The sequence below is a fragment of the Luteolibacter arcticus genome, from assembly GCF_025950235.1.
GTDB lineage: Bacteria > Verrucomicrobiota > Verrucomicrobiia > Verrucomicrobiales > Akkermansiaceae > Haloferula > Haloferula arctica.
Map to the genome: position 1 here is coordinate 203,532 of NZ_JAPDDT010000007.1, position 25,084 is coordinate 228,615.

The 25,084-nt window shown below is 55.8% G+C and carries 16 protein-coding genes; 7 read left to right on the plus strand and 9 right to left on the minus strand.

The window, feature by feature from the left end; translation table 11 throughout:
• Positions 1–275 precede the first annotated feature (275 nt).
• Complete coding sequence (locus OKA05_RS16885) at positions 276–2,135, minus strand: hypothetical protein (RefSeq protein WP_264488351.1); 1,860 nt, start codon at positions 2,133–2,135, stop codon at positions 276–278.
• 273 nt (positions 2,136–2,408) lie between these two features.
• Between OKA05_RS16885 and OKA05_RS16890 the strand changes: the two genes are divergently transcribed.
• On the plus strand, positions 2,409–8,660 hold the full coding sequence (locus OKA05_RS16890; RefSeq protein WP_264488352.1) for a hypothetical protein: 6,252 nt from the start codon (positions 2,409–2,411) through the stop codon (positions 8,658–8,660).
• Positions 8,626–9,273, plus strand: a complete 648-nt coding sequence (locus OKA05_RS16895) for a hypothetical protein (RefSeq protein ID WP_264488353.1) — start codon at positions 8,626–8,628, stop codon at positions 9,271–9,273. Before OKA05_RS16890 ends, OKA05_RS16895 begins: the two co-directional genes overlap by 35 nt.
• Positions 9,274–9,485: 212 nt before the next feature.
• On the opposite strand, the gene tnpA is transcribed toward OKA05_RS16895, so the two are convergent.
• On the minus strand, positions 9,486–9,860 hold the full coding sequence (gene tnpA, locus OKA05_RS16900; protein WP_264488354.1) for an IS66 family insertion sequence element accessory protein TnpA: 375 nt from the start codon (positions 9,858–9,860) through the stop codon (positions 9,486–9,488).
• 325 nt (positions 9,861–10,185) lie between these two features.
• Here tnpA and OKA05_RS16905 point away from each other — a divergent pair, with 325 nt between their 5' ends.
• Positions 10,186–11,532 carry a ComEC/Rec2 family competence protein gene (locus tag OKA05_RS16905; RefSeq protein ID WP_264488355.1) on the plus strand — a complete coding sequence of 449 codons (1,347 nt, stop codon included), beginning with the start codon at positions 10,186–10,188 and terminating at the stop codon, positions 11,530–11,532.
• A gap of 15 nt (positions 11,533–11,547) precedes the next feature.
• Here OKA05_RS16905 and OKA05_RS16910 read toward each other — a convergent pair whose 3' ends face one another.
• From OKA05_RS16910 to OKA05_RS29540, 3 genes are all read right to left on the minus strand, one after another.
• Positions 11,548–13,353 carry a UvrD-helicase domain-containing protein gene (locus OKA05_RS16910; RefSeq protein ID WP_264488356.1) on the minus strand — a complete coding sequence of 602 codons (1,806 nt, stop codon included), beginning with the start codon at positions 13,351–13,353 and terminating at the stop codon, positions 11,548–11,550.
• Positions 13,353–15,284, minus strand: a complete 1,932-nt coding sequence (locus OKA05_RS16915) for an ATP-dependent nuclease (RefSeq protein ID WP_264488357.1) — start codon at positions 15,282–15,284, stop codon at positions 13,353–13,355. The genes OKA05_RS16910 and OKA05_RS16915 overlap by 1 nt, the downstream gene beginning before the upstream one ends.
• Positions 15,285–15,481: 197 nt before the next feature.
• The gene (locus tag OKA05_RS29540; RefSeq protein ID WP_439331380.1) at positions 15,482–15,922 is read right to left on the minus strand and encodes an integrase core domain-containing protein; all 441 of its coding nucleotides are present in this window, start codon (positions 15,920–15,922) and stop codon (positions 15,482–15,484) included.
• Between the two features lie 245 nt (positions 15,923–16,167).
• On the opposite strand from OKA05_RS29540, the gene OKA05_RS16925 reads away from it, so the two are divergent.
• The 4 genes from OKA05_RS16925 to OKA05_RS16940 all read left to right on the plus strand — a co-directional run bounded on the left by OKA05_RS16925 (position 16,168) and on the right by OKA05_RS16940 (position 20,433).
• Positions 16,168–16,911 carry a DUF6431 domain-containing protein gene (locus OKA05_RS16925; RefSeq protein WP_264488358.1) on the plus strand — a complete coding sequence of 248 codons (744 nt, stop codon included), beginning with the start codon at positions 16,168–16,170 and terminating at the stop codon, positions 16,909–16,911.
• 192 nt (positions 16,912–17,103) lie between these two features.
• On the plus strand, positions 17,104–18,669 hold the full coding sequence (locus OKA05_RS16930; RefSeq protein WP_264488359.1) for a recombinase family protein: 1,566 nt from the start codon (positions 17,104–17,106) through the stop codon (positions 18,667–18,669).
• Complete coding sequence (locus OKA05_RS16935) at positions 18,666–19,538, plus strand: ParB/RepB/Spo0J family partition protein (protein WP_264488360.1); 873 nt, start codon at positions 18,666–18,668, stop codon at positions 19,536–19,538. The genes OKA05_RS16930 and OKA05_RS16935 overlap by 4 nt, the downstream gene beginning before the upstream one ends.
• A gap of 4 nt (positions 19,539–19,542) precedes the next feature.
• Positions 19,543–20,433, plus strand: a complete 891-nt coding sequence (locus OKA05_RS16940; RefSeq protein ID WP_264488361.1) for a plasmid partitioning protein RepB C-terminal domain-containing protein — start codon at positions 19,543–19,545, stop codon at positions 20,431–20,433.
• A gap of 175 nt (positions 20,434–20,608) precedes the next feature.
• Here OKA05_RS16940 and OKA05_RS16945 read toward each other — a convergent pair whose 3' ends face one another.
• From OKA05_RS16945 to drmB, 4 genes are all read right to left on the minus strand, one after another.
• A complete protein-coding gene (locus OKA05_RS16945) occupies positions 20,609–22,099 on the minus strand; it encodes a DUF8370 family protein (protein ID WP_498049549.1) in 1,491 nt (496 codons plus the stop codon).
• 10 nt (positions 22,100–22,109) lie between these two features.
• Complete coding sequence (locus OKA05_RS29460) at positions 22,110–22,307, minus strand: restriction endonuclease subunit S (protein ID WP_369335609.1); 198 nt, start codon at positions 22,305–22,307, stop codon at positions 22,110–22,112.
• A gap of 136 nt (positions 22,308–22,443) precedes the next feature.
• Positions 22,444–23,223 carry a DISARM system phospholipase D-like protein DrmC gene (gene drmC / locus OKA05_RS16960; RefSeq protein ID WP_264488365.1) on the minus strand — a complete coding sequence of 260 codons (780 nt, stop codon included), beginning with the start codon at positions 23,221–23,223 and terminating at the stop codon, positions 22,444–22,446.
• Positions 23,220–25,079, minus strand: coding sequence for a DUF1998 domain-containing protein (gene drmB / locus OKA05_RS16965; protein WP_264488366.1), 1,860 nt, complete (start codon positions 25,077–25,079; stop codon positions 23,220–23,222). Before drmB ends, drmC begins: the two co-directional genes overlap by 4 nt.
• Between the last annotated feature and the right edge of the window lie 5 nt (positions 25,080–25,084).

Sequence of the window (25,084 nt, forward strand, 5' to 3'; positions counted from 1 at the left end):
GGTGGAGTAAATCTGGAACGAACGAAGCTCTCAGGATTCCCTAATTTCACAGTTTTACAGGGACTTACAGGTGAAAAGTCGGAATTCCGAGCACTTTGAGCTCTGAGTGTCTCCGTAAGTCGCTGATTTTCCGCCATGGGAATGACGGATTTCCCGGGTTCCCTGTTGCCGGAATTTACAGAGAAACCTCCCCCGAATTTTTTCGGCTGCGGGTCATGCAGTCTCACCGATCACTCGGCACCTACCATCTCGCGCCTTCGGCATGCCTCCCAGATCTAGCACGCCGATCCAATGACATAGAACTCCGCTCCAAGACCCTTGCAGGCAAGCTCAGCTTCCAGAAGCAGCGTGTTCAGTTGCCGAAACCGGTCCTCTTCACGCGTGGTCGTTGTATTCCTGAAGGTCTTTGCAACCTTGTCGTATCGAGATTTTGTGACTCGCGGCTGTAGAACCACGACTCGTCTCCTGTAGTTGTGCCCGAGGCCGTCAATTGTTTGGATCAGCTTTTTCCTATTTCCGAGCAGTAGACCATTTTCCCAGGTCGCCGCGGCTACCGAATTGGTTTCATTTCTCCTCACCATCTTTTGCAAGCTCTCGGAGTCGAGCGCGTGAAGGTTCTTCACTGCTTGGCCACAAACCACCTCATATTCTGCAACCGAGATCTGCCGGCCTAGCGTATCCGAACCCGCGGCCTTCACATGAATCAACGTCAGTCGTGGATCTCCGCCGTCGGCTGGCTTGGTCTCCAGCTGAATGAAGTCGGCGATTTCGTCACCTCCGTCATCACAAAAAAGGAAACCATTCCCGCAGCCGAAAAGCGGATGCGTGCGCCAATAGGAGGCCACCCAGCAGAACAACGACTTTTGCTTCCCAATGTCGTTGACGGAAAGTCCAGACGCCGCCGCGGTCGTTGGCTTCTCTTTCCCCACATCGAATCGTTTGGCATTCCCCGCAGCCAGCTTCTCGCCGAGATCTTCAAAGCGCCATCCTTCGAACAAGTAGTCGCGGAATCGCATCTTGAAAACACGGCCGTCACTCAGCGTCATGCCGCTATCAAAACGAATTTTGAGCCACCGGGTATTCCGGCAGGCACGGAGAAGCTCGTCCCACTCTGGCTTACTGGCACCCGCCTTCATCTTTCCCGAAACCTTGACGGTGACCTTCGAGGTGGATGAGGAGATCTCAAGTTCAACGTCGCCGAGTTCCTGACCACGAAGGAATGCAGCGCTCGTGATCTTGTTACCGGTTTGGTTAACCTTGGTGAACTCGGACTCGTAGGCCCATTTTTCCGCCAGCCTTTGATCCTTCACCGAGCCGTTCGCCGCACCCATCACAAGAAGCTCGGGCGGGACAAAGCTTACATCAAAGGCCCCGTTGAGTGCTGCCACTCCGTCCACAGGCTCCGCCAGAAATCGCATGGGATAGGCCACCGCCTTCTTTTTGGTTGAGGTGGAAGTCTGCCAGAGCGCATCGAGGATTTCCTTGGAGAGGCTACAGAACTCGGTCCAGTTGGCTGTGGCCGAAAGCCATAGGCTGGACTTGGAATGAGCTAGACCGATAGGCCGCTGGCCGCCGGCCATCGCCGCCATGGAGCGGGCGGCCGTGTAATGATAGCTCTGATCCTCCAATGGACTCAGAGAGTTTTCTAAATCCATTCCGACGAGCATTTTGGAGTCTGGCTTCAGCGCCGTCTGTCGGTGCACGCCACTGAGCCATAGAGTTCGTGTGCGCCCGCCCATGAAGGCGGTGTCCAATACCTCCCTTGGAACCGCTTCAAAATCGACGAGCGACTTGATACCTACCTTTCGATCGCGGATCTCCTTGAACAAACTGTTCCGGGCTGCCGAGTCGGAACAAAAGACGCCGAAAAAATTCTTATAACGACAAACGACGAGCAGCTGATTGACTACGTCCTTGATGTTCGCGGTGTTGGTGAGCAGCCAGCCGGGGTCAACAGACTCCAGGTAATGTGTAAAGGTGAAATTAACCGCCGCTTTGATTCCGGATTTCTGGGCTTGGACAATCTTGGGGTGAGCGCCTGAAAGATGGATATCGAGCAGCTCCATCGCGCCTTCCATCAGCCTTTCTTCACTCTTCGCCTGTGAACCCTTCGCCGTCAACTTTAGCAACAGCAAGGAAAGGTAGGGGCACGTCTCGCTGATATCTATAGGTTTCCGCATACGCCTTGGATAGGATGTCCTCTAACCGTCCACGCGAAAATTTCAAGGCAAATTGCAAACTGCACTGACCTAGGTTGGAGTTCTCGATGATCCAGCTGCGTCCCAACAGCGATGGCCCCGTATGGGGCATCGAGATCCTCAAGGGGCGCCAGCGGCCCACCAAACCCTCAGAAGCGCCGTTTTTCTGGTTGGAATTTGCTCATCTAAACAAACTGTTCACGGAAAGGCATGGATCAAGACCTCGTCAGACCTTCTCGTGCAGGTGATGCATTTCACTACCGTTGGGCGGCACGCCGTTGTCTCAAGCTGCTGAATCCAGGTAGCGGTGTTGAGAGGGTTTTCATCGAAGGTTCGGAAGAGTCCAGACTCGGGGGAGAGTGCTCGATTGATGTGGCGGAGTATTTGGAAGACGGGCGGATTAGCTATTTCCAGCTCAAGCACACCACCACTCAGATGGGCACACCGTTCCGGTTTTCCGATCTCGAGATCACGCTGAAACGCTTTTTGGAGAGGTTTGCCGCAGATCAAACCGCGCCGGTCAGCTTCCACTTTGTCACAAACCGACCCGTCTCGGGGCAGCTCAAGAACGCCCTTTCGAAGATTTCGGAGGGGAAGGGCAGAAGTTCTGCTTACTTCAAGAAGCTCCAAAAGCTGACGGCGCTCGACTCCGAAGGAATCGAAGAATTCTCCAATCGGCTCAACATCTGCGACACCGAGGGGGATTTCCGACAACAGAAAAATCACCTCAGGAAAGAGTCTGCTCCGTATTTCACATCAGCTGCCGAGAGTATCGAGATGGACTCGCTCATTGCGCTTGTCGCTGAGCGGGCATTGCCAGTCCCGGCCGGCAAGGACCCCTCTGCGATCACGAAGGAGGAGGTTCTTTCGCAGTTCCAGATTGGATCGGAAAAAGTCCTTTACCCGGCGGATCCAAAATTTGATCCGGTTACGAATCCGCAGAAACGTGAGTTCCAAGACGAACTGCTGGAGTGGATTCTCCGTGATGACAGTCCGCTTGTCATTCGGGCATCGGGTGGAGTAGGCAAAACTGTCGTCGCACAGCAACTGGCCGGCGCCTTGTCCCGTCCGCACAGAGCGATTGTTTACGACTGCTTTGGAAACGGCAGCTATCGGAACCCTAGCGAACCTCGTCATCCGACCAAGGTGGCATTGGTCCAGATCGCCAACGAGCTTGCTCGCGATGGTCTGTGCAGCCCTCTTATCCCACGTCCCCACGATGGAGATCACACGCTTTTTGCGGCCTTCAAGGACAGGTTGATTCAGGCCATCACAATTCTCCGCGAGAGGGATCCGGAGGCCCGACTATTCCTTATCATCGACGCGGCGGACAATTCCGAAATGGCGGCGGAAGAAACGGAGGAGAAGGGCTTTGCTAAATTGCTTTTCAGGGAAGATCTCCCGGCAGGTTGCAAACTCGTGGCTTTCAGCCGACCTGGCAAAGGCCGTGCCGAGCTTCTGCAACCACCACCCACTTGCCACTACTATGATCTGCCATCTTTCACGCCTGCAGAATCGCTCGTGCATCTGAGAAGTGTTTTTCCGTCCGCCACTCCCTCCGAAGGCGAGGAATTCCACAAGCTGTCCCAAGGGAATCCGCGCGTGCAGGCATTCGCTCTAACCGAGGAGACCAGGGATCTGAACCGGTTGCTAGCTTGGCTGGGACCGGGGAATCTTACTGTTGAGGATATTATTAGCGGGCAGTTGGAAACGGCTGTCGCCAACCTGAAGAAGAAGTGTCCGGATGTCATGCAATCCCAGATCACGAGTGTGTGCCGATGCCTCGCGACGTTGCCTCCGTGCATCCCGAAAGAAGTGCTGGCATCTGCCGCAAAATTGGAATCGTCCGACATCGATAGCTTCGTCGCGGACCTTGGCCGACCGCTCTGGATTTCCGACAATCTAGTCTATTTCCGTGATGAGCCGACGGAAAGCTGGTTCAGGGATGCCTTCGCAGCGGAAACCGGGCAGATCTCCGAGATGGTCGAGGATCTGATGCCCCTTTCCGAGACATCGACCTATGTGGCGAGAGCCCTACCATCACTTCTTCACCGGGCGAAAAGGTCCGCCGAACTTCTTGCCTTCGCTTTGTCGGATCGCGGACTCCCTCGCAATGCAGGAGCCGCGGAGGTCAAGGAGATCATTATCCAAAGAACCCAGTTCGCCTTCAAAGCGGCTCTCCGAGGAAACCGCCTGCTCGATGGCTGCAAGCTCGCGTTCAAAGCCGCCGAGGAAATGGCCGGCACAGAACGCGTCGATGAACTTCTCCAACGGCATGCTGATTTCATCGGGTCGTGCCTATCACCGGCGGCGACCCAGGAACTCGCACTTTCACGGAGACTTTCAGTCGGATGGACAGGGTCCTCGAATATCTACACAGCGCTGCTCCTCTCCGGCCATGGGGATTTCCGTGGCCAGGCCCTTAGCTTTCTCCGTTCATCCCGCAACTGGCTACATACTTTTATGGAAGATGTGCGGAAACGACGGAAAGGGGCCGACGACCCTTTCGAACACGGCCCTTCACTGGGTCTGGACGAACTTGCAGCCATGGCCGGAGCTATTCTCAACCTCGAAGGCATCGAGAGCACGGTGGATTTCCTCGTCGCATGGCAACCCAAGCAATGCATTTACGAAATCACCGCAAAGCTGGCAAAGTCACTTGTCGATGCGGGACGCATCGATGATGTCCGGGCACTGATGCAGGAGGCCTGTGAAGAGCCTCACATTGTCGTCGGTTGCTGTGAGCAGCTTATCGGGGCCTGCATGGTGCCTGATGGGGAGGACCTCGGCTTCACGCTCCAGTTCATATCCGATTCCGCGGATCTGATTGAAATGCCAACATCACGTGATCTGCATGAACAGCGCCACCATCTACCCCTCGTGGCGTTTTGCGAAGCGGCAGCCGCAAATAACCTTGATCGCGACCGAATCTTGGAGGCTCTCCGAAAAATATGCGAGCAGGCTGAAATACGAAACGTCTCGTACTTTCGGCCGGAACCACGAACTGCATTTTTCCGCGCCCATTCGCTCATGATGGCTCTCAGCGGGCAGGCTGACTTCAAAGCAACTGAGATTTGGAAATCCATTTGTAGAGAACCCGAGGATCGCGCGAATTCCAGGCGCGACGAGTTGCCCAAGCTCTTCGGGGAATATTTGTTTCCGTGGTTCCTGCGTCGGGCACAGACTTTGGTGGGGCTGCCGCGATCGGAAGAGATCCACGAAACTCCCACTGGAAGGGAATTGGCCTACAAGAATCATGACGCCCATCTGATCGGATACGAGGCAGCCTGCGTGTGGGTTGAGGTTCTTGGGTTCAGTAAAGATGTCACCGAGAGCGAATTCTCGCAGTTTCGGAGCAGGCTTCTGAAGAAGCCTGGGGAAAGATTACGGATGGTCGATACGATACATTTGGCACGGATCATCTACCGTCATGAGCATCTATCGCCCGTTGGTGACGAGATCGAAGAGTTCTTTCACCGATTCGTGCGTGTGGTTGACGGGGAGCCGGATGGGGAAAGTTCCGATGACCAAGTATGTTTTGCAAAAGCGATTTTCCCCGTCAGCAAGCCGGATGCCGAAGCCCATTTTGGCAGGGCGATCGAGGCTACGTCGAAATTCGGATACGAACTGAACGAGCGCTGGAGTGCAATCCTTGCAGTCGCAACCAGAACCGCGTCTGACGAAGTAGTTCCTCAGGAGCTTTGCCAGCGATTTTTCCTCAGCGCGGAAGTTGTTGCTGAGGGAATCGCCAGGGAAAAGTATTGGGATCGCTGCGAGACTTTCGCGATCGGCGTGGAGATGAACCTGACAGTCGCCCTGGCTGCATGGAGCCGGTGGAGGGACAGGAGGTTGATTTCCTACAGACCGACACTCCTGAGCATGGCGAGAAGAGCCATCCAAAGAGAAATCCTGCCACCCGCGACGGTCTGGCCGCTTACAGCATTCCTTGAGTGCAATGCTTCGGCTGAGCTTCACACAGAGTGCATAGCGGCGGAAACGGAATCATCCGTTCGGGAAGCTATGAAAGCCGTTGCATCGCGGGATCTGCGTCTGGCAGGCGCGCCCCGCTCCGATTTCGAAACCTTGTCGCGAGTCGTCGGTGATCTTCCCGAGTTGTCGGAAGTTCCCACGCGTCTAGGAAAGAGAGCATCCGATCTTCTTCCCGAAAACTCTCATAACCGAGACACCAGAGAACAGGAGTTCGACGACCATGTCGCGTTGCTCCTTGAAAGGTGCGACATCCCATCTAGGGAAGGGTTGAGAAGAGCCATTAAAGGATGGCGGCAAATACCTGGCGCGCGATATTCGGAACGATTTTGGTCGATTGTCGTGAAGGCGGTTCCCCGGAGTCAGAGGAAACTCTTTCTCGATAATCTCATGGCGATCAATGAATTCGATTTCTACGATCTGACCAACCTCCTTTCCGAGATTCGGCACTGGAAGAAGAGTGCCTCGATTCAAGACTGTTGGCCGGGCTTTCTCGAAGAGATGGGAGCCAGGTTTCCCGAGAGCGTCTTTTCTCTTGGGAGCATGGAATATCATCTCGATAGCGGAAACATCCTTGCCACCGAATTCGAATGCCTTCAGAGGGGAGTGTTCACGGCCTTTGCGGAAACCACCAAGCTTCACAAGGGAACGGTGTTTCTTGGGTTTGTCACCCAATGCGTCGCTAGACTGACGGGCGAAGAAGCGCGGGAACTCCTCGATTTCTCGCTGGGTCGAATGGAACTGCACATCGCTGATGACTTTGGCGAGGGTCGGCTGAAGATTCCGGAGGACAAGCTATACCCAGTCTCGGGTCTGCTTTGGTCATGCCTGGGTTCGCCATACGCGACCCAGCGGTGGCAGGCGATGCACGCGGTGCGGCGACTTTTCCAGACGAAGAACCAGTTTGAGATCGACCATCTGTTTGGAAGAATGAATACGGGAGAAGTGGGAATCTACGGCTGTGCGCAATATGATTTCTATCTCCTACATGCGCGTCTCTACCTGCTGACCGCCTTGAACCGCGCTGCCATGGATGACTGCGAACTTTTGGAAAAGCATTTGGGCACGCTTCAAAATCTAGCCAGATCCGGTCCCACGCATCTCCTGATTCAAAGAACCGCATCCGAAATTTGCCTGAAGATCGCTCAACGCGATTCATCCCTGCTGACTTTGGATGAGTTCAAGGAACTTTCCCTGATTGGGCATAGTCCTTATCCGCTGGAGAAGACAACAAGCCGATCGGATTTGAAGGATGCTCCGTGGGAATCACCCAAAACACCCGGAGGTGAATTCCGTCACCATTTCAGCAATGACTTTGGCTGGTATTGGTTTCCCCAGTTGCGGACGCTTTTTGGAATCGGCCAGCAGCACATCGAGTATTTAGCAAAGCGCTTCATTGAAACCTCGCTCGAAAAACCCGAAGAATCGCATTCCGGCTGGCGAAGGGATAAGCGTTCTGGATCACGCAGCAACCACCGGTCCCGCAGCGAAAATTTCCAGCACAGCCATGGCAGCTACCCTTCTGCGGACACCCTCGACTTCTACTGCACCTATCATTCCTTTCTGCACTCGGCAGCGCGCCTATTGGAAACCACTCCGGTGATTCGGGATGAGTTATACTCGGACTACGAAAGAGATCCTTTGAACTCATGGCTCCGGAGGCACAAGTTGACGCTGAATGATGGCACATGGCTTTGCGACCGGAGGGATCCAGCTCCCCGGACGCGGCGGAAATGGACATCCGAAGCGTCGAGCAAGGACTGGAAGACCAATGTGGCGGAAGAGGAGTTTTACGAGATTCTCCATAAATCGATGGGAACGAGAGACTGGGTCGTCCTTCACGGAAACTGGACTGATTGCAACTCCGGGGCGGTCGAAACACTTCGTGTGAAATCCGCTCTCGCCCATCCGGAAACTTCGGCCGCCTTGGGACGTTTTCTTTCGTGTCAGGATTCTCCTTACGATATCCATCTCCCCGGGTTTTCCGACGACGAATCGACCTTCGACGAACTTCCATTCGTGCTTCGGGGCATTGTTCAAAGAAGTCCCGAAGAAAGTGTTGGGCTCTCCTCCTTAGACCCATACGCTGGCGATCTTCCATTTCCGCCACTGGAGATCGGTGGCAGGATTGCGGAGAGCCTGAACATCGAATCCGATTCTCAAGCAAGGGAATGGAGGAAGCTCGATTCCGGAACGGTTGTGATGAAGAGCGAAATCTGGAATCAGGAAGGCGACGAGACCGGAAAAATTTATCCGTCAGGGCAGAGGATAGGAGCTGAGCAGTCGTTGCTCACCGAGCTCTGCGAAAAGACGAACATGGATCTTGTCTTCTGCGTGGAGATCCATCGCCACTACGAACGCGAAAGTTCAGGATATTACAACGAGGAAAAAGACGAACACGGACAAGGCTTACACTTCAAAATTTTCATACTTTCATCAGATGGAAAAATCCGAGAAGCGCAGGGCAACGATTGAACTGGGGCGGAAGATCGCCGAGGATTTGGGCACGACTTCTCGCTCTGACTTTCTGGGCGGATGGATGGCGCACTACATCGCGGAATTGATCGGACGATACGACAACGCCTCCGGGACGGAGAAAGAAGAGGTTGGCGTCAGAGCTTTCGATGCGATCCTAAAACTCTGGAACCACCGCTACCAGTCTCCGTCGGGCTTTGATGCAATCAAGAGAGGCGAGGCGATCCTGAAAACCCTGAGCCGTCTTGATCCGGAGGAGAAAAGGCCGTTCTATTTTATCAATCACCCCCGGGGGGACGTGCACGACGGAAACGATATGGAAAGACTTTTCGAAATGGCTATGGGAGTGGACAGGACAGCGAGAGGCCTGCTCAAGACGCTCCTTCTTGTGATGACGATCAAGGGAACCGACGAAGAAACCGCTGAATACAGCCGTTTCGCCATGCCGGATCATCTCACCGATGATCTGGAGGCAATCGGCGAACTGAAAACCGATGTCGATTCTGATGATTTCCCCCAACGGTTTCAAGCACTTCTCCAGCAGCTGCGTGACTTCGGCACACTCTGCATGGAATTTGGATCGTTTTCTAACGCCGACCCGGAACCTGAGTAGATCGTTTTTCCAGATTTTCTTCCGTTTTGAGACTATTGACTGTGCCATGGCGGACGATGTCAGCTCGGCCCGCAGCATGCGGTTCCTAAGGCACGCTGTAAGCGGTCCACGCACCACCCGTTGACGGGTGATCGCTTCAGGCCAATATTTGCTCCAAGTGCAGGCATCACGCTAACCTTTGCGATACTGTTCGTTGATGAGCTCGGGTGAGTCTACAGTGTCAGCGCGGCGGCGAGCGGGAGCTGACCGGGGTTGCCTATCAGAAGCCTGACTCCGCCGGGCAACAGCACTTCAAGGCACGGACCCGCCGCCTGCGGCAAGCCGGCATCATCGTGCTCGACTTCGGCGAGCAGAAGCGGCATCGCCTGGGCAGCAGCCGCGTCCGGACCCGGACGGATACCTTTGCCGGCACGGCGTTGCTGCACCCAGTTGGCGAAGGTCGTGTATTTGATGCCGTGCTGGGCGGCGAAGCGGCTGGCGCTCTGCCCGCTTCCATCAAACGCATCCAACAACAGACCGTGCTGGGCCGGCGAAAACCGTAGCCGCCCGAGCTGGTCCGTCCTGATCAATCCCGCCTCCAGATCCATAGGTGCCGGATATCCGACACCTACGACCCGCCGTTCCAAGTAGCTACCAACGGCGCTTCAGACCACGCTTACGCCGCTTCGCCGAACGGTACCCTGTGAGAAGGACAGCTTTTCCATCGCAAGCGTTCCATCTTGGAGCCCCGGCGAGAGCCTCACGATACACCGTGCCTTCTTTCCCTGATGCCCGGAACCAACCACGCAAGAGCCAGCCCGACAGCTTTGGCACGTGGATAGGTAACTCCGGGAATTGGCAATCGCGTTGGTCCCTCGCGAGCCAACATCTTGACGGACCATGGGCGACTTGGGGAATGTTCAATCCATCCAAATGAGTCACTACACGATAGGCGTTCAGTATCGGTTCCATTCTGCCGGCCAGGGAATTTTTGCGAGTGGAACCCTCCAAGCCGATCCTCACGCAGACCGCTTTCACTGGGTCTTTGACTGCGGATCAATTTCCCTAGCGGAGGTGTTGCGGCCGGTGCTAAGTCGATATCGCAGTCTGGTAGTGGATGACTTCCTAAATCTTCTCTGCATCTCACACTTTGATTGCGACCACGTAAACGGCCTCACGGACTTGCTGGATGGCTTGCGTGTCGAGACCGTAGTCATTCCTTACTACAGCAAGGCAGAGCGCTTGACGGTTGCCGCGCGAGAACTCGATCCCACCCCGGAATACCTAGCCTTTCTGAGTGATCCCATTGCCTTTATTCTGGAGAATGCCGGCTCGGTAGGGCAGATCATCGTGGTAGGTGGCGCAGAAGGTGACGCCGACGACCTTCAAAACTTAGGTCGCATCCCCACCGAGCCAGCTGGCGACCTGCGAGACTTCCTCGATGGGCCCCGCCGAGAATCGGCGTGGAGATTCAAGCCGAGCGAATGGCCCAATTTGGATATCGGTCTCGTGGCCGATGAAGGAACTGTCGCGCTGGCGCACAGTTTGGGAACCTCCATCAGGGTGTGCCCAGGATCACTTGAAGCCGCAGCTTTCAATCCCCAAGTACCGGTAGGATGGGAGTTCCTCTTCTTCCACAAGCCAATAGCTCAAAAGCTACGCGAAGATCTATTGAAGAATCTTCGAAAGCTGTTGCCGACATCGCTCAGCGTAGGCTCCACCAAAGACCTTCTGACGCTGCTTCAAAATGAGGTCAAAAGAAAGCTCATCAAAAAGGCATACTTTAGATCGATTGTCGGTAAAGTCGGTAAAGAGGATTTAAATTCTACCTCCCTTTGCAGTTACACCGGGCCTCAACTAGTTCATTTGGCTGACTGTTGGATTACTCGCCCATGGCCCGATCTCTTGATGACAGTAGGTCGCGGCTCTGAATACTGGCATGAACACACTCCTTGGAATTGCTCCGCTCTCTACACGGGCGATGCAAACCTGAAGCCACTAGCTAACCGGGAAGAACTGCGTGAATTCCTCACGTTGAATCGTTGGTACCAGATCGCGGTCCTCCAAGTTCCGCATCATGGTTCACGCGAGAATTGGGAATCTGGTTGCTCAGGCGAATTCTCCAACACATTTTCGATCTTCTGTGCCGACGAGAATCATAAGCGCCATAAGCATCCGCACCGAGAGGTCGTTCTCGACCTAATGGAACGCGGGCCCCACCTTGCCAATAAGACCCAGAGCTGGACTTTGATTGGACGAGCTCATTTCACCACCACCTGATGGGATATGAACAGCTTACAAAAGAAGTACGCAATGATCGCCGGTCGGCGTTAGAATCGTGGTCCGCGTCCTGGCTCGGGTCACGCTCACTCGAAGATTTTGTCGCGTCTGGGAATCAATTTTCGCTCTGTCATTGAAGCGGACGATGCGACCGAGATTACTCATAATCTGACGTCCCCTTCGGAACGGCCAGCCTTCAAAGATTATTACTTCGTCGAACTGCTTACCTTTGGCCTTGTGCATGTTCATCACCACCACTCCGGTCTCGGGCATCGCTCGGGTGGAGAAGTGGTCTTTAACGAAAGCCTGGCGGATGATGGAAAGCGCGTTGGCGTAGGCGCCGTGGTCGCGCCAGTCCTCCGCCAATGCCAGCCGCAGTTCGGTGCCTCTCTCCAAGAGCCGGATGTTTCGAACCTCCTCAGAGATTTCCTGCAACCTTGGGCAGTCAGAACGCCTCATTATTTCGCGCACCATTCCCCAGTCCTTGCCTGGGTCACCGCTCAGCCTGCACTCTTGAATCTGGTCGTATCCGGCTCCCAGTGCCAACATGATGCTGCGCTTGGGCCGCGGCTTTCCCGCCGCTTGCCGGGTGATGTAGGTCTCATGCGCGGCACGGATTCTCGTGGCTTCGTCCAGAGCGGACTGCGTGGCCTCGTTGCCCCCCTTGCCTCTGAAATAATTGCACAGCAATTCGATGAAATGCACTTGGTGCGCGGCCGTCGTCGGTTGCATCAAATAAGCGATCACCTCTGCGGCAAGAATCGCGGCTTCGATTTCGACCACCGCATGATGACCGATAGCCTGCATGCCGGCCGGTGGCTGGCGAAAGGCGTCGGAAACCATGCGGGTCATTTTTTTGGTCGGTACCAGAACCGCCAACGACCAACCCTCTCTACCGGCTTCGACTAACCGCCTCCGAGCCTCATACACCGTCGTTACTAACTTGGTCATTGCGGGGTCCTTAACGGCCGGAAATTCCTGAATGGAGATGCCCGCGTATGCCTGTTGGCGGAACCTCCCGGTGAGTAGATCGTTGCCAAACAAGGCGATTTCGGTGCTCCCGCTCCGATGATTGTCCGTACTCAGGTCCACGGGAGTGGGAGTGAACTCGGCAGTGAATTGGTCTAGCCGGGCCGGATCCGCGCCGACAAAGTCGTAGATCCGCTGTTCCGGATCGGCGAGGGCGATCAAGCGGCAACGGGTCCCAACGGCCTTCAGAAACCGCCATTGGTCGAGGTTTGTGTCTTGAAACTCGTCTAGAATGATCACGGGATACCGAATCGCGATGAGATCCCTAATCCGAGCGCTTCGGTTCACGATCTGCTCGGCATACATGGCGAAGAGATCGAAAGCCACACGCCCCTGCTGGCTCGCTAGCCGCAGCCGCTCGGCCTGCTCCTGGGCCTTCTTCGTGGCCTTGCGCTCGTCACTGAGATTTCTGGCCGGAAAGCGTACCCTAATTTCGGACAGCGCGATCGCCTCATCGACGGGGCTGAGGAGCGAAATGTAACGGGGAAGCCCCACCAGATAGCCGTGGGTTTTGAGAAGTCTCCAGAAAAATGAATGATAGGTCTCGACTTCGATCCGTTCCTTTTGCTCGACGGGAATTTTATGTTCTCGGTCGATCGCCTCTTCGACGCGCGACACCGTGGCTCGGGCGAAGCTCAGGAAGAGAATCTTTTGGGCAGCCCGCAATTGGTGCCTGGCGATCTCGGCGGCCTTCAGGATCGAGATCGTGGTTTTTCCCGAACCTGGACCTCCTTTGACGAGAAGGTGCGAGGTAGACCTCATGATCTCGCGTTGCCCATCCGTCAGAATCATCAGCCGACGTCCGGTTCGATTTCGGGTGGCGCTTCCGGCGCTTCCGGCGCTTCCGGCGCTTCCGGCGCTTCGGCGGCCGCCGGCGGCTGGCAGAAGTCTTTTAACCTGACCGCCGCCTCCTTGATCCAAGCGGGAGTCTCCGCCTCGGTGCATTGGGCGAGGAAATCGGCGATGCCCCCGTTTCCTTTCGTCGCGATAAAGTAGGCGCGCATCGCCTCCAAGGGTTGGTCGAGCCGAAGCGGATATTGGGTCGCCAGGTGTGTAGGCCACTCAATCAGACGCGCAAACCGCTTGAGGGCCGCCTCGGTGGTGCCGGCGAGGATTAGATCTTCGAAACCGTGCTGATCGTGCATCAGCAGGAGGTCAACTTGGGCCTCGATCAATGCTTGGTTCGCTTCCTCCTGCCGGTCACAAATCGCGAAAGTCTGCTTCCCCAATCCCCGGTAAAGCTTGGCGATGCCTGCGATGTTGCTTTCGCTGTCCGCGTCCACGACGCAAATCCCCAACGCCTCCAATGATGTGTAGCGCGTGGGATGGAGTTCTTCGAGATGACGGCAAGCGGCCGGGAAGGCGGCCGTTTCGGTTGTCCCTTCCGCCACCAGAACGCGGCGGGCCAACAACCCTTCGCAAAAGCGCGTCCGGAACTGCTGGCGGTAGCGCTTGAGCTTCACATTTTCCGGCAGCAAAAGATCTTTCTTCGTGAGATGGCCATCGGCATCGCGCGTGAGAATCACAGTCTCGTCGATGGCGAACTCTTCCAATACGTAGGGCGAATGGGAGGTGAAGATGGTCTGCGAAGCGAGCTTGCGGACTTCGTGGACGATGCGCTTTTGGGCGTAGGGCGGAATCGCGGTCTCCGGCTCCTCCATCGCGAAGATGACGTTCTGCTTGTCGGCGGCGATCAACGACAGCATGGCCAGCACCAGCATGTTGAGGGTACCGGTGCCCTGCCGGTAGAATGGAGCGGCATGGCTACCTTCACCGGTGGCGATGAAGGCGGTGATGACCTTGCGCAGGTGTTCGCGCGTGAGGTTCGAAACTTTGAGGTGGGGTTCAATGCCCCACTCCTTCGGAACGTACTTCTTCAGCGCGGCGTTGATGCTGTGCAGCACCGGCGAAATGCCCAAAGCCGCATCGGCGGCCACCTGCAAGGCGGCAAGTTCGTTCAAGGTCGCTTCCCACATTTTGGGCCGGACCTCTTTTAGCCGAAGAATAATGTCTAGGAGACTGCCACGTTCGAGGCTGAGCGCGCGGGAGCCGGTTCGAACCGTGCGCAGGTAGAGGAACCCGCAGATCTGTTTATGCCGCTTGCTGAAGACCGCGGGCCTATCATCCTCGGTCAGGCTGCGAGTGAAATAGGTGGCGCCTTCGAAGTCATCCTCACCTTCGTCATACCGGCCATGGAAGGTCACCCGCAGCGCTTCGGAAATATGGCCGGGATCGACGCCTTCAGGATTGGCCTCTGTATAAAGCTTACAAAGGTTCGAGTCCCAGAACTCGATGTAATCGCCGAAGCGCCCTTTCTGGTCGTCGTTGAGGTCGCAGATGGTCGCTTCGATCTCAATTTTGATTGGATCTTCCTGCGCTGTCGCGACTTCGGTCGTCTCCTCTCCTTCTGTAGCGGGGACGCCGGTGACGGCCGGTGCGTCGGCGGCAAGTGGTGTTTCGGGAACGGGCGCGGCCGCGCCTTCCCCCTGCGGAGCGGCGGGTTCCGCCGGTGGCGTGTGGCGATAGTGACCGCGGAAGAAGTCATGTTCGTCAATGGGCGGCTGCCGGCTCAGACGATCGGGGCCGAGAACCAGATCCAGCGCTTCGAGGATCGTCGTCTTGCCAATGTTGTTATCTCCAATCAAAACGCAATGGTTGGGTAATAGGAGAGTGGCCTCTCGAATTCCTCGAAAGCGTTTGATCGTGAGTTGGGAGACTCGCATGGGAGGCGGCTTTTCGCACGAGCCCTACAACTTCTCCGGGCTAGTGACAAGCTGGGACTAACCACTGACCTCGCCTCTGAACCTTCAAAACATCCACAGTTTCGACCCGGAGCTGGAGGTGATTACCCAAGGCAGATTCAACCGCTACGTGGTTTTCTTCTCACCGTGACGGTTCCCCCGAAATGGGACAGCGGGACTCAAGTTTTCCCGGCGTATGCTCGTTGTTTTTGCTGCTTGGCGAACTCGGCCGGTGACAGTGATCCGAGGCTGCCGTGCGGCCGATCCTCGTTGTAATCCTTCTGCCAGCGGTCGAGTTTCGACTGCGCGTCGGGGATATCCCAGAACAGATGCGTGTTCAAGCACTCGTCTCGAAGTAAGTGGACCCGAGTTCCTGAATCGTGAAGTTCGAGAGAATCGATGACCGCCCAGCAAGTGACACCTGACGAAGTGTCCTCCGCATGGGCGAAGAGCACGGGGAGAAGTTGGCCAGCTGCCTTCGCCTCTGAAAGTAAAGTCACGGCCGCAACCCAGCGGCGAGCTTCCTCAAAGGTGCCGCTGCCGCCAGCCTTGACACTGACACGAAGTGTCTCGGAATGGCGAATGGTATAGACGCAGGAGTGAAAAATGAGATCGAGCATAAGCGGGCTATTAATATTCCTATCGTAGCCCTCACCTAAAAGGTCGTCCGGAAGCGTGCAAGGGCTGTGGGGCCACTTGGTGTTGTCGATCCCGTGGTCCCGCTACACCCTAGTGCCGTGTAGACTCGAATCCTATCCCATTCGCCGATTCGGCCCTCATCTGATCGTTGTGGGGCCGGGAAGATAGCATCGATCCGATCAATGAAACTTACATTTTTGGCCACGACTGGGAATCCCTGTCCCAGATGTCCAAGGGTGCGATCTTCGCCGAAGGTCTTCACTCGGGGCACATGGTTCACGGGAAGGGGTGGAAGAACGCGCTCGATGAATGGTTTCTGAAGCTTAAAATGCGCGGCTCTAAACCACGTATCGGACGAATGCAGATTCTGGCCAGATTGGGAGACTCTCCTGAAACCTACGTTCGCGAGAAGCTTCATGCGGCGGCAATGCCTCCTGCATGCTGCCCCAACTGCCAATGTTCCCGACGACTGCAAGCGCTCGGCTACTACGAGCGAGGGATTACTTCGTCAGGCACGCCACATTACCTTCGCTTTCAGGTTCGGCGATTTCGGTGCATGAGTTGCCGGCGCACCACCAGCGTCCTCCCTGATTTCTCCCAGCCTTATCGTCTGATCGCGAATCACATCATCGGCAGCTACTTCCGTGGCAGATCGACATCGGGCTCCCAGCAATGGAGCTTTCTGCTAAACCGCTATTGGAACCGCTTTTCGGATTGGCTCCCGCTACTCGCACCGAAGGTTCGGAAGGATTTTAGGCTGAGAATCCCTGATGATGTTCCTGACCGTGCTTGGGCCTGCCTAGAAAGTGGCCTCGGTGAAATTGGAATCGTCACCCGAGAACTGACGATCAGGTCCAGAATCACGCTGTTTGGAGCCTACCTTTGCCATCAACCAGGTCGTAGCAAAAACGAGATCATCGGCATCCACACAACTGTATTGTTACGCGTCGGAAAAGATCCGCCAGATTAGGTTCACTCGGATGAAAACCGCCATTTCCTCCCTTGGCCCGCACGTCCACCTTCGCCGTCCTTCCTCTTGGGCCGATTCCATCATCGCGATTTCATGCGGATTCAGAGGTCGCGCGGAAGCATGCGCCCCTGACTCGTGGACGGGCCGCCTGCGGCAACTGATGAAGACCGCTGAATTGCCCCGATCGTAGCAATGAATGCTGGTACTGACATTCCGACAATAGCTGACCCGCTCTTTAAAGTGGCGGCATACGTGCGGATGTCCACCGAGCACCAGAAGTATTCGACCAGCAACCAGATGGACGTGATCCGGGAATATGCCTTCCGGCGGGGAATGGGGATCGTCCAGATCTACTCGGACGAAGGGAAGAGCGGTCTCCGGATCAAAGGGCGTGATGCCCTGGCAAGGATGATCGCCGATGTTGAATCCGGGAGGAAGGAGTTCAGTTCGATTCTTGTCTATGACGTTAGCCGATGGGGCCGCTTCCAGGATGCGGACGAAAGCGCCCACTACGAATTCATCTGCCGCCGGCGGGGGATCGCCGTGCATTACTGCGCCGAGCAGTTCGAGAACGACGGCAGCATGATGGCCAACATGAACAAGATGATGAAGCGGGTGATGGCCGGCACCTACAGTCTGGAGCTTTCCGCGAAGGTTTTCCAAGGAGCGTGCCGCCTAATCCAGATGGGCTACAAGCAGGGCGGGACGGCCGGCTTTGGCTTGCGCCGAATGCTGGTCGATCAGAGTGGTCAGCCAAAAGGCCTCCTGAAAATGGGCGAGCACAAGAGCATCCAAACCGACAGGGTGATTTTGGTCCCTGGGCCTGACGACGAGGTCAACGAGGTGAAGTGGATCTACATGGCCTTCGTGCAGGACCGGCTCACCGAATCCGAAATTGCCGCAGCGCTTAACACCCGGGGAATTCTGACGGACTTCGGGCGCAGGTGGAATCGGGCGACCGTTCACCAGGTGCTCACCAATGAGAAATATGTCGGGAACAACATTTATCACCGCACGTCTTTCAAGTTGAAGGCCAAACACGTCAGAAACCTTCCAGACCAGTGGATCCGCGCGGACGACGCCTGGCCCGCCATCGTCGAGATGGATGTCTTTCGTTCCGCCCAGGCGATCATTCTGCAACGCAGTGAGAAGCTGTCAGACGATGAGATGCTGGAGAAACTGAAGGCCTTGGTCGGTCGTCATGGGCGAATTTCGGGCATCCTAATCGATGAAGAGGAGGAAATGCCTTCCAGCTCAGCCTTCCGCCATCGATTCGGAAGCTTGGTAAAGGCGTATTCTTTGATCGGCTACTCGCCCCACATCGACTATACCTTTATCGAGGACAACCGGGCGATTCGTGCGATGCGCCCCGAACTTTTTGGGACGGTAATTTCACAATTGAAGGAGGTCGGAGCTGGCGTGGTTCTCGACGAGAAGACAGATCTTATCTTCGTCAACGGTGAGCTTCGTGTTTCCATCGTGCTATGCCGGCACTTCACCACGGCCCGCGGTTCGTCCCGCTGGCTGATCCGGCTCGATGCTGGCCTCCGTCCAGATCTTACGATTGCGGTCAGGCTCAGCCCTGGAAATCAGTCCATTCAGGATTACTACCTGCTTCCCACTCTCGACATGACGCTTGCCGATATCGGCCGACGGCTCGCGGACGATAACAGGATCGAATTGGATGCTTACCGGGTGGACGACCTCTGGTCCTTTTTTCGAATGGCGGAGAGAGTCAGAATCAAAGACCTATTATGAACACGGAAGTTGTATGCATCCCGATCGAGCGAATCCGCGTTGCCAACCCTCGCTACCGCGACAAGCGGAAATTCGCGGTTGTGGTGGATAGCATCCGGAAATCGGGTCTGAAAAAGCCGATTCAGGTTACGGAACGGGTCGGAAAGCCAGGAGAAGATCCATCCTACGAACTTGTCTGCGGCCAGGGACGAAAGGAGGCGTTCGAGAGCCTAGGCTTTACGGAAATTCCCGCGATTATCATCAAGGCCGACAAGGAGACCAGCATGCTCATGAGTCTGGTTGAGAACATGGCGAGACGCACAGCGACACCCCAGGATCTTGTCGACGAGATCCTGCGACTGAAGGCATTGGGCTACAGCAATGCCGAAGTAGGCCGCAAGCTCGACATCTCGGATGGAGCTGTAAGCGGTCTGATGACCTTGAACAGCTCGGGCGAGGAGCGCCTGATCTACGAGGCAATGAGCGGCAAGATACCGGTGGGCACCGCAATCGAGATCGCGAGGGCGGAGACTCCTGAACAACAGCGAGCGTTTCTAGAGGCCTATGAGAACGGTCACCTGAATCAGGCAAACATCCGGACGGTCCGAAGGGTGCTCGCGCAACGAAACGCATTTAGCAAGAAGCTCAGCGGTTACGCCGGAGCGACGCGCTACCGGACGGCAGACGGCATCGTCGACACTCTGAAGAAGGAGACCCAGAGGCAGAAATCGCTGATACGAAAGACGCAGATCTGCGAAGCACGGCGGGTCTTCGTGGTGGAAGCGTTCCGGAACCTTCTGGCGGATGAAGACTTCACCACCCTGTTGCGTGCCGAGGGCCTGGATTCCATGCCCAAAGAGCTGAATGAGCAAATCACCTCCAAACCCTGAAGCTATGAGCGATACGAAGAAGATAGAAGCCAAGGTAGCGTTCGGGATGTCCCGCTTGATGCTGCCGCTCGACCGGATCCTTCCGATCCGGCAGGTTGATACGACGGGAAAGAAGTTCGCTCGATACAGGTCGATCGTGCGATCGATTCCGGAGACGGGAATCATCGAGCCTTTGGTCGTGTACCCCCAGAAGGCAGCAAAAGGCTCCTACATCCTCCTGGACGGACATTACCGGCTGGCAGCCTGCCGCGAGCTGGGAATCGCCGAAGTGGAGTGTATCGTAGCATCCGACGATGAGAGCTACACCTACAATGCCAAGGTCAACCGGCTGGCTCCAATCCAGGAACAGCGCATGATTCTGAAAGCGATTAAGAGCGGGGTGCCGGTTGAGCGCATCGCAGCCGCACTTAACAGGAACGAGGGAGATATCCGGGCGAGCCTGAAGATAACCGACGGTCTCTGCCAGGAGGTTGTGAACTTGCTGAAGGATAAGCAGCTCGCCCCCGGAACATTGAAGCTGTTGAAGCGCGTCGTTGCCAGCCGCCAAATCGAGATCGCCGAGCTACTCACTGCCGCCAACAACTACACTAAGCCCTACGCTGAGGCTCTGGTTCTGGGCACTCCGAAGGAAAAGCTTGTCGATAAATCAGCTCCAAAGCCACGGAAGATCAAACCGCAGGAACTCCACAGGATGGAGGTCGAGATGGAATCACTTCAAAAGGAATACAAAGTATGCGAGCAGACGTTCGCGGGGAACATGCTCCAGCTGACATTGTTTCGTGGGTTCCTGAAAAAGCTTCTCGCCAATCCTAAAGTTGAGCGATTCCTCAAGAACAGGCATGCGGGCCTGCACCAAGAGCTCTCCGAAATCGCTGCGAGCGAGACGATTTGCTGACCGCGCGATAGCTCATTGAAACTACGGCGTGCCGCCTTTAACCGGGAAGGTTCCTGTCCTTCGCGCCGCGGAGCTGGATTGCAGTCGGTTCCACTCCGCCTTGAGTGGTTTGAGATCATAAGGAGGAGGGTCCGTGAAGCCAACGAGGAAGAGCATCGGATTTGAGGTTGATTTCTTATGCTTTCGAGGCCGACGGTTTGTTGTCCTGCCGTGCATCAATCAGAATCACTCCGGCTTCATCAGGGATCTTTAGCCTTTGGATGATTCGCTTCACGCTACTTTCTTCGTAGGCTTTAAAAAACATGATCACCTTGAACGACTGGGTTGTCTGGTTCGCCGTCTTGTAGATCTCGACTTGCTTTTCCAGATTTCGTTCAAGCTGCGAATTGCTCGCAAGCTTGAACTCCACGAGGGTCGAATCCTTGGCTCCTCGTGAAATCTTGAAATCGACAGGTCCGCGCCCATTGTTGACCTCGGCGTCGGCAGAACTTGGGGAACCTTCCCAGACCAGCTTGAAAAGGATTTGGAGATCCTTCTCCCGTTCGACGGCTTGGCCATTCACGTAGAAGAGTCGGTAGCCGTCCTGGTTCTCGATCACGTGCTTCAAGAATTCGATCTTGCGGCGTGTTTCTTCCAGCGTCGTTGATGGAGAACTGTAGAATTGCGATCGTTCGGCGATCAAGGACGCCAGCTTTCCAAGGTTCTCGATGAATCGATGCTCCGCCTCGGAGACCTTACCTTTGCTTCGTTCGATCGCTTCTTCCCCTCGGTCTTCCTTGTCCTTGATGTAATGATCGATGATCTCCGGAAACCTCTTGAGCGTTCTCTCGATTGCTTCTCGTTCTTCCTTGGCGGTGTAGTCCTCAGGTAGAACTTTCATGAAGTATGCCTCAATCTGCGATCGAAGGGCTTCGTTCTCGACCGCATCCCGGATGCGGGGAAAGTCCTTCCGGAGGTCCTCCTTGTTAATCCAGATTTCGTCTTTAGTCAGGATGTCCTCAGGGGTGAGGAGGACGTAATCATCGACAAACCAAGGGAGATCGAATTCGCCGTCGATCCAGACCCCAGCCTGATAGTTGAACTCGACCCGAGGAATTCTGACGACTTTACGCTTCTCCTCCACGACGTGCTCCTTCGCAAACGTTTCCGTGTAGCGGAGCAGGAAGCCTTTGATGAGGTTCGTGGTGAAGTCGCTGATGTTGTCGCGGCCAACGCGATCCCGGATGAGGACGAGCTTTTCCAAATGAGATCCTTGGGTGACCTCTTCGGTGCCAAAGTCCTTGAAGAGCTTGCTCAAGTTTTGATCGAGCGCCCCGGCAAATTTCATGCCAAGCCCGGCTCCGCGGTTTCCGCTAAGGCAAAATCCAAGCCGGTTCTGATGAACTTCTTTGAAGCAATACCACGCCTTAAGAAGTCCCTTGTTCACCTGGCCTTGAACCGACTTGTCGCGCAGGAACCTGAGGTATCTGACAATCTCGTCGTGAAGCTTTTGGTATTCCTCCTTGTCGCTGGTGAAGAGGAGGAACGGGTCGATGAACAGCGGCAGATCGACGATTGGTGAAACATTGAAAGCCCCATAGTCCGCGAGCGTCTTCGGCAAAAGGTCGAAGAAGTCCGTGAAGTAGATTCTCGTCCTTGGGCTCTTTGGTGGGGCAATTGGTTTCATGGTGCTGGATTCACAGGCTGCCTCGCAGCTTTCCGGTTAGAAGGCGCTGCATCAAGCTGCGCTTTTGCAGGCCGAGAGCATTGCGTTGGCGGCGGAGGAGCGCGAGCTCGTCAGCGGCAGTATCGAGAATTCGGGCGATCTGGTGTCGTTCTTCGATGGGCGGGCAGGGAAATGCGAACTCCGCAAGGTCTGAGAAATAGATGCGGATGCGGACGCTTCCGTGGCCACCTTTGGTGACGAACTATTGCCGAAGATGTAATGCCATGGGGTAAGGCACTCCATAAGGTCCTTGTCGCCATTCTTCTCGAAAAAGGAAAAGCCCTCGCACACATGGAAGACTGCTTTCATGCCAATCTGGTCAGTTTCCCCTCTCGGATTAACGACTTGAAATAACCGCTCAGCTTTGTCGGCTCAAGTGAGCCCGAGAGTTCTACGCCCACTTCTATATTTCTCCTTTGCGCGGCTTCGGTGAAATTCGCGGACGTGATGAAACATCGCTCCTCGTCCGCAATGAGGAATTTTCCGTGCATGGAGGAACGCTCCGCCACCGTCAGGTGCAGCGAAGCCGGGCTGAAGTAGACTTTGGGTCTTTCAGGCCATGGCCAGTGCTTCCCGAAGAACTCGTTTCTGAATGAAGCGATGATTTCTTCTGAGAGGGTCGTGTCGCCGTATCTCCTGGGGATATTGAGAATCAGGGTGACCTCTAAACCGTGATTCCGCTCCATTGCCTCATGAATTGGCGCAAGGATCTGGTCGCCTTGATAGAGGGCGAAGGTTGCGAGCATGAGCTCGCGCTTCGCGTGTTGGACAATTTCGATGAAACGCGATCCTGTACTGAGGATCTGTTCTCCGGGAATGGCCGGACCGGTGATTACCAAGGTCTGAGCAAGCGCAAGGATCGTCGAATTGGCGCGAGTCTGCGACACAGCTTCAATGATTGCAGCCACCGCAGCAGCGGGGAAATCGCGCTCTTTCAGGAATTGATCAATGCGCGTGGACTGAGCCGTTGAGAGCCCTTGCTGAATAAGGCCCTCTGTGGTTACGCCATACTTGAGTGATCCATGTTGGAAGGCGGCATGGAGGTTCTGAAGCTGTGTAGGGCTGAGATCGATGAACGGATTCATGTTCCTGCCGTGGGGAAGAACTCGCTGCCCAGGCCTTCCAACGTGGGAATGACGAGAGCACGGTCGAGGTACTGATTCATCTGCTCACAGCAGGTTTCCGGTAAGTGGGTGCAGCAGTGACAGGCGCTGCCGAGTAGCCAATGACTCGGGTTGTTTCCGTCCGGTCTTGAGTGCGAGCAGACAGGATCGGCGGAACAGATCGAAGAGCTTTCCAGAGTGGCGTGAAAGATCCCACGGAGGCTCTTTGCCGCCTCGACCAAGCCGCCCAAAGTGCCCTCAGCATCCGATGTGCCGGTATAGAGCAGGATGCCGTAGTGGCCGACTGCTGGGTTGCAGTAGATACGTTCCTTGATGGAACTGGTAGGATAGCCACACTCTAGGGAAATCCGCTGAATCAGGAGGTGGGCGAACGTGTGGAGAAGGTAATACGCCGCTCCATGGAACTGGTTTGGGTCCCGTTGTTTTGCTTCGGCGTAAAGCGCGCTTCCGGATCGGAGGATCTCTGCGCGGTCCTGAACGGCGGGCTTCGCCATCCACTCGTCGATCTTCTCGGGACGAAAGTGCAGGAAGAATCCTTCTCCTCGGTTCTCGAACGCCGGTATGATGTTGATCTTATCCTTCGCCAACGGGGCTGGAGTGATGTTGAGATCCATATCCAGCTCGCCGTCCAAGCGTTTGCCGGGTGCTTCGAAACGGGTAAAGCCGACCTGCGCGACGACTTCCCTCAAGCGATCCACCAAGACGACCTGCTGGAGACAATCCGCGAGCAAAGCGTCATCTTTCCACAGTTCGGGAGGCAGATGGCGGATAAGGAAGTCCCCGTCATGCTGGTCATTCTCTATGGGATCAACGGGGCCGGTAAACGCTCCGAATTCCAGCGTCTTCGCACTGACGTCCTGTTGGGAGGTGTCGGTTCGCAGTGTTTGGAGAGCGTCGAAAACTTCTTCATTGGAGCGACCTCCCAAGCTCGCGTGAAGGGCTCCATTCAACTGCCTTGCCATGGCAAGAATCTCGATACTAGTGACGATCTGTAGGTCGCTTTCGAACTTCCGGAGGACCGCGGCCAACGCAGACGATCTCTCGGGAATCGAGATGACGGAATAGAGCTGGGGGAAATACGCGTTGCTCGCGCTACGGACGAGGAGACGAGAGGTCCGACCGCACTGTTCGCGGCTAAGGGGGCCGAGCCACGGTCGTCTTCCGCTGCAGTTCAAGAGCGAATGCTGATCCTTCTGTGCGGCGGCGAGCGTCCGAGCTTCACCGCATTCGCAACTGACCACGATGTCGGAGAGCGCTCCAGAGTTGCCTCGCTCCAGGAGGTACAAGCCCTGCATCGCTTTGGGACAATTCCTCGCCGTTCTGTGGTGCACGAAGGCGAGCCAGTCGATGTCATCCACATGACCGCTTTCGCAAGCCCTTACGAATCGGATCGGCACCACCTTGTGCGTCTTGCCCTGGATGTCGCGATACTTTCCGTCCCTTTCCAGTAGATGCTTGCCCACCAGACGCCGAGCCTTCGCTCCGCCGTGATCTTCGATTTTCTGAACTACATACCACTCGGGAAATTTCCATCCCGTGACCGCCGGTGTCAGCCCTTGGTATTGAAGCGATTCCCTCATGCGTGGCGGCCGGCGCAACTCCACATCAGGCAGCGTGTAGCTGAAAACCTCGTTGAGATACTCGGCCACTCGCCGGCTCAAACGCGGTTCCCGGATCAAGTGGTCGGCGATCTGATCTTCGCGGTAGGTCCAATGGTCCGGCCCGCTGACGATGATTGCCGCATCCGGCAAGTCCACCATGGCACCAGTGCCGAACGTCGTGATCAGTTGGCTGGATCGGAGTTGCTGAATGGACATTCTAA

Coding starts and splice junctions, on each gene's coding strand:
- OKA05_RS16915 (WP_264488357.1), bottom strand. CDS start 15,284: ATGCGAGTCTCCCAACTCACGATCAAACGCTTTCGAGGAATTCGAGAG.
- OKA05_RS16930 (WP_264488359.1), top strand. CDS start 17,104: ATGAATGCTGGTACTGACATTCCGACAATAGCTGACCCGCTCTTTAAA.
- OKA05_RS16935 (WP_264488360.1), top strand. CDS start 18,666: ATGAACACGGAAGTTGTATGCATCCCGATCGAGCGAATCCGCGTTGCC.
- tnpA (WP_264488354.1), bottom strand. CDS start 9,860: ATGGATCTGGAGGCGGGATTGATCAGGACGGACCAGCTCGGGCGGCTA.
- OKA05_RS16890 (WP_264488352.1), top strand. CDS start 2,409: ATGGATCAAGACCTCGTCAGACCTTCTCGTGCAGGTGATGCATTTCAC.
- OKA05_RS16925 (WP_264488358.1), top strand. CDS start 16,168: ATGTCCAAGGGTGCGATCTTCGCCGAAGGTCTTCACTCGGGGCACATG.
- OKA05_RS16940 (WP_264488361.1), top strand. CDS start 19,543: ATGAGCGATACGAAGAAGATAGAAGCCAAGGTAGCGTTCGGGATGTCC.
- OKA05_RS16895 (WP_264488353.1), top strand. CDS start 8,626: ATGGAAAAATCCGAGAAGCGCAGGGCAACGATTGAACTGGGGCGGAAG.
- OKA05_RS16910 (WP_264488356.1), bottom strand. CDS start 13,353: ATGATTCTGACGGATGGGCAACGCGAGATCATGAGGTCTACCTCGCAC.
- drmC (WP_264488365.1), bottom strand. CDS start 23,223: ATGAATCCGTTCATCGATCTCAGCCCTACACAGCTTCAGAACCTCCAT.
- drmB (WP_264488366.1), bottom strand. CDS start 25,079: ATGTCCATTCAGCAACTCCGATCCAGCCAACTGATCACGACGTTCGGC.
- OKA05_RS16905 (WP_264488355.1), top strand. CDS start 10,186: ATGAGTCACTACACGATAGGCGTTCAGTATCGGTTCCATTCTGCCGGC.
- OKA05_RS29540 (WP_439331380.1), bottom strand. CDS start 15,922: ATGCTCGATCTCATTTTTCACTCCTGCGTCTATACCATTCGCCATTCC.
- OKA05_RS16945 (WP_498049549.1), bottom strand. CDS start 22,099: ATGAAACCAATTGCCCCACCAAAGAGCCCAAGGACGAGAATCTACTTC.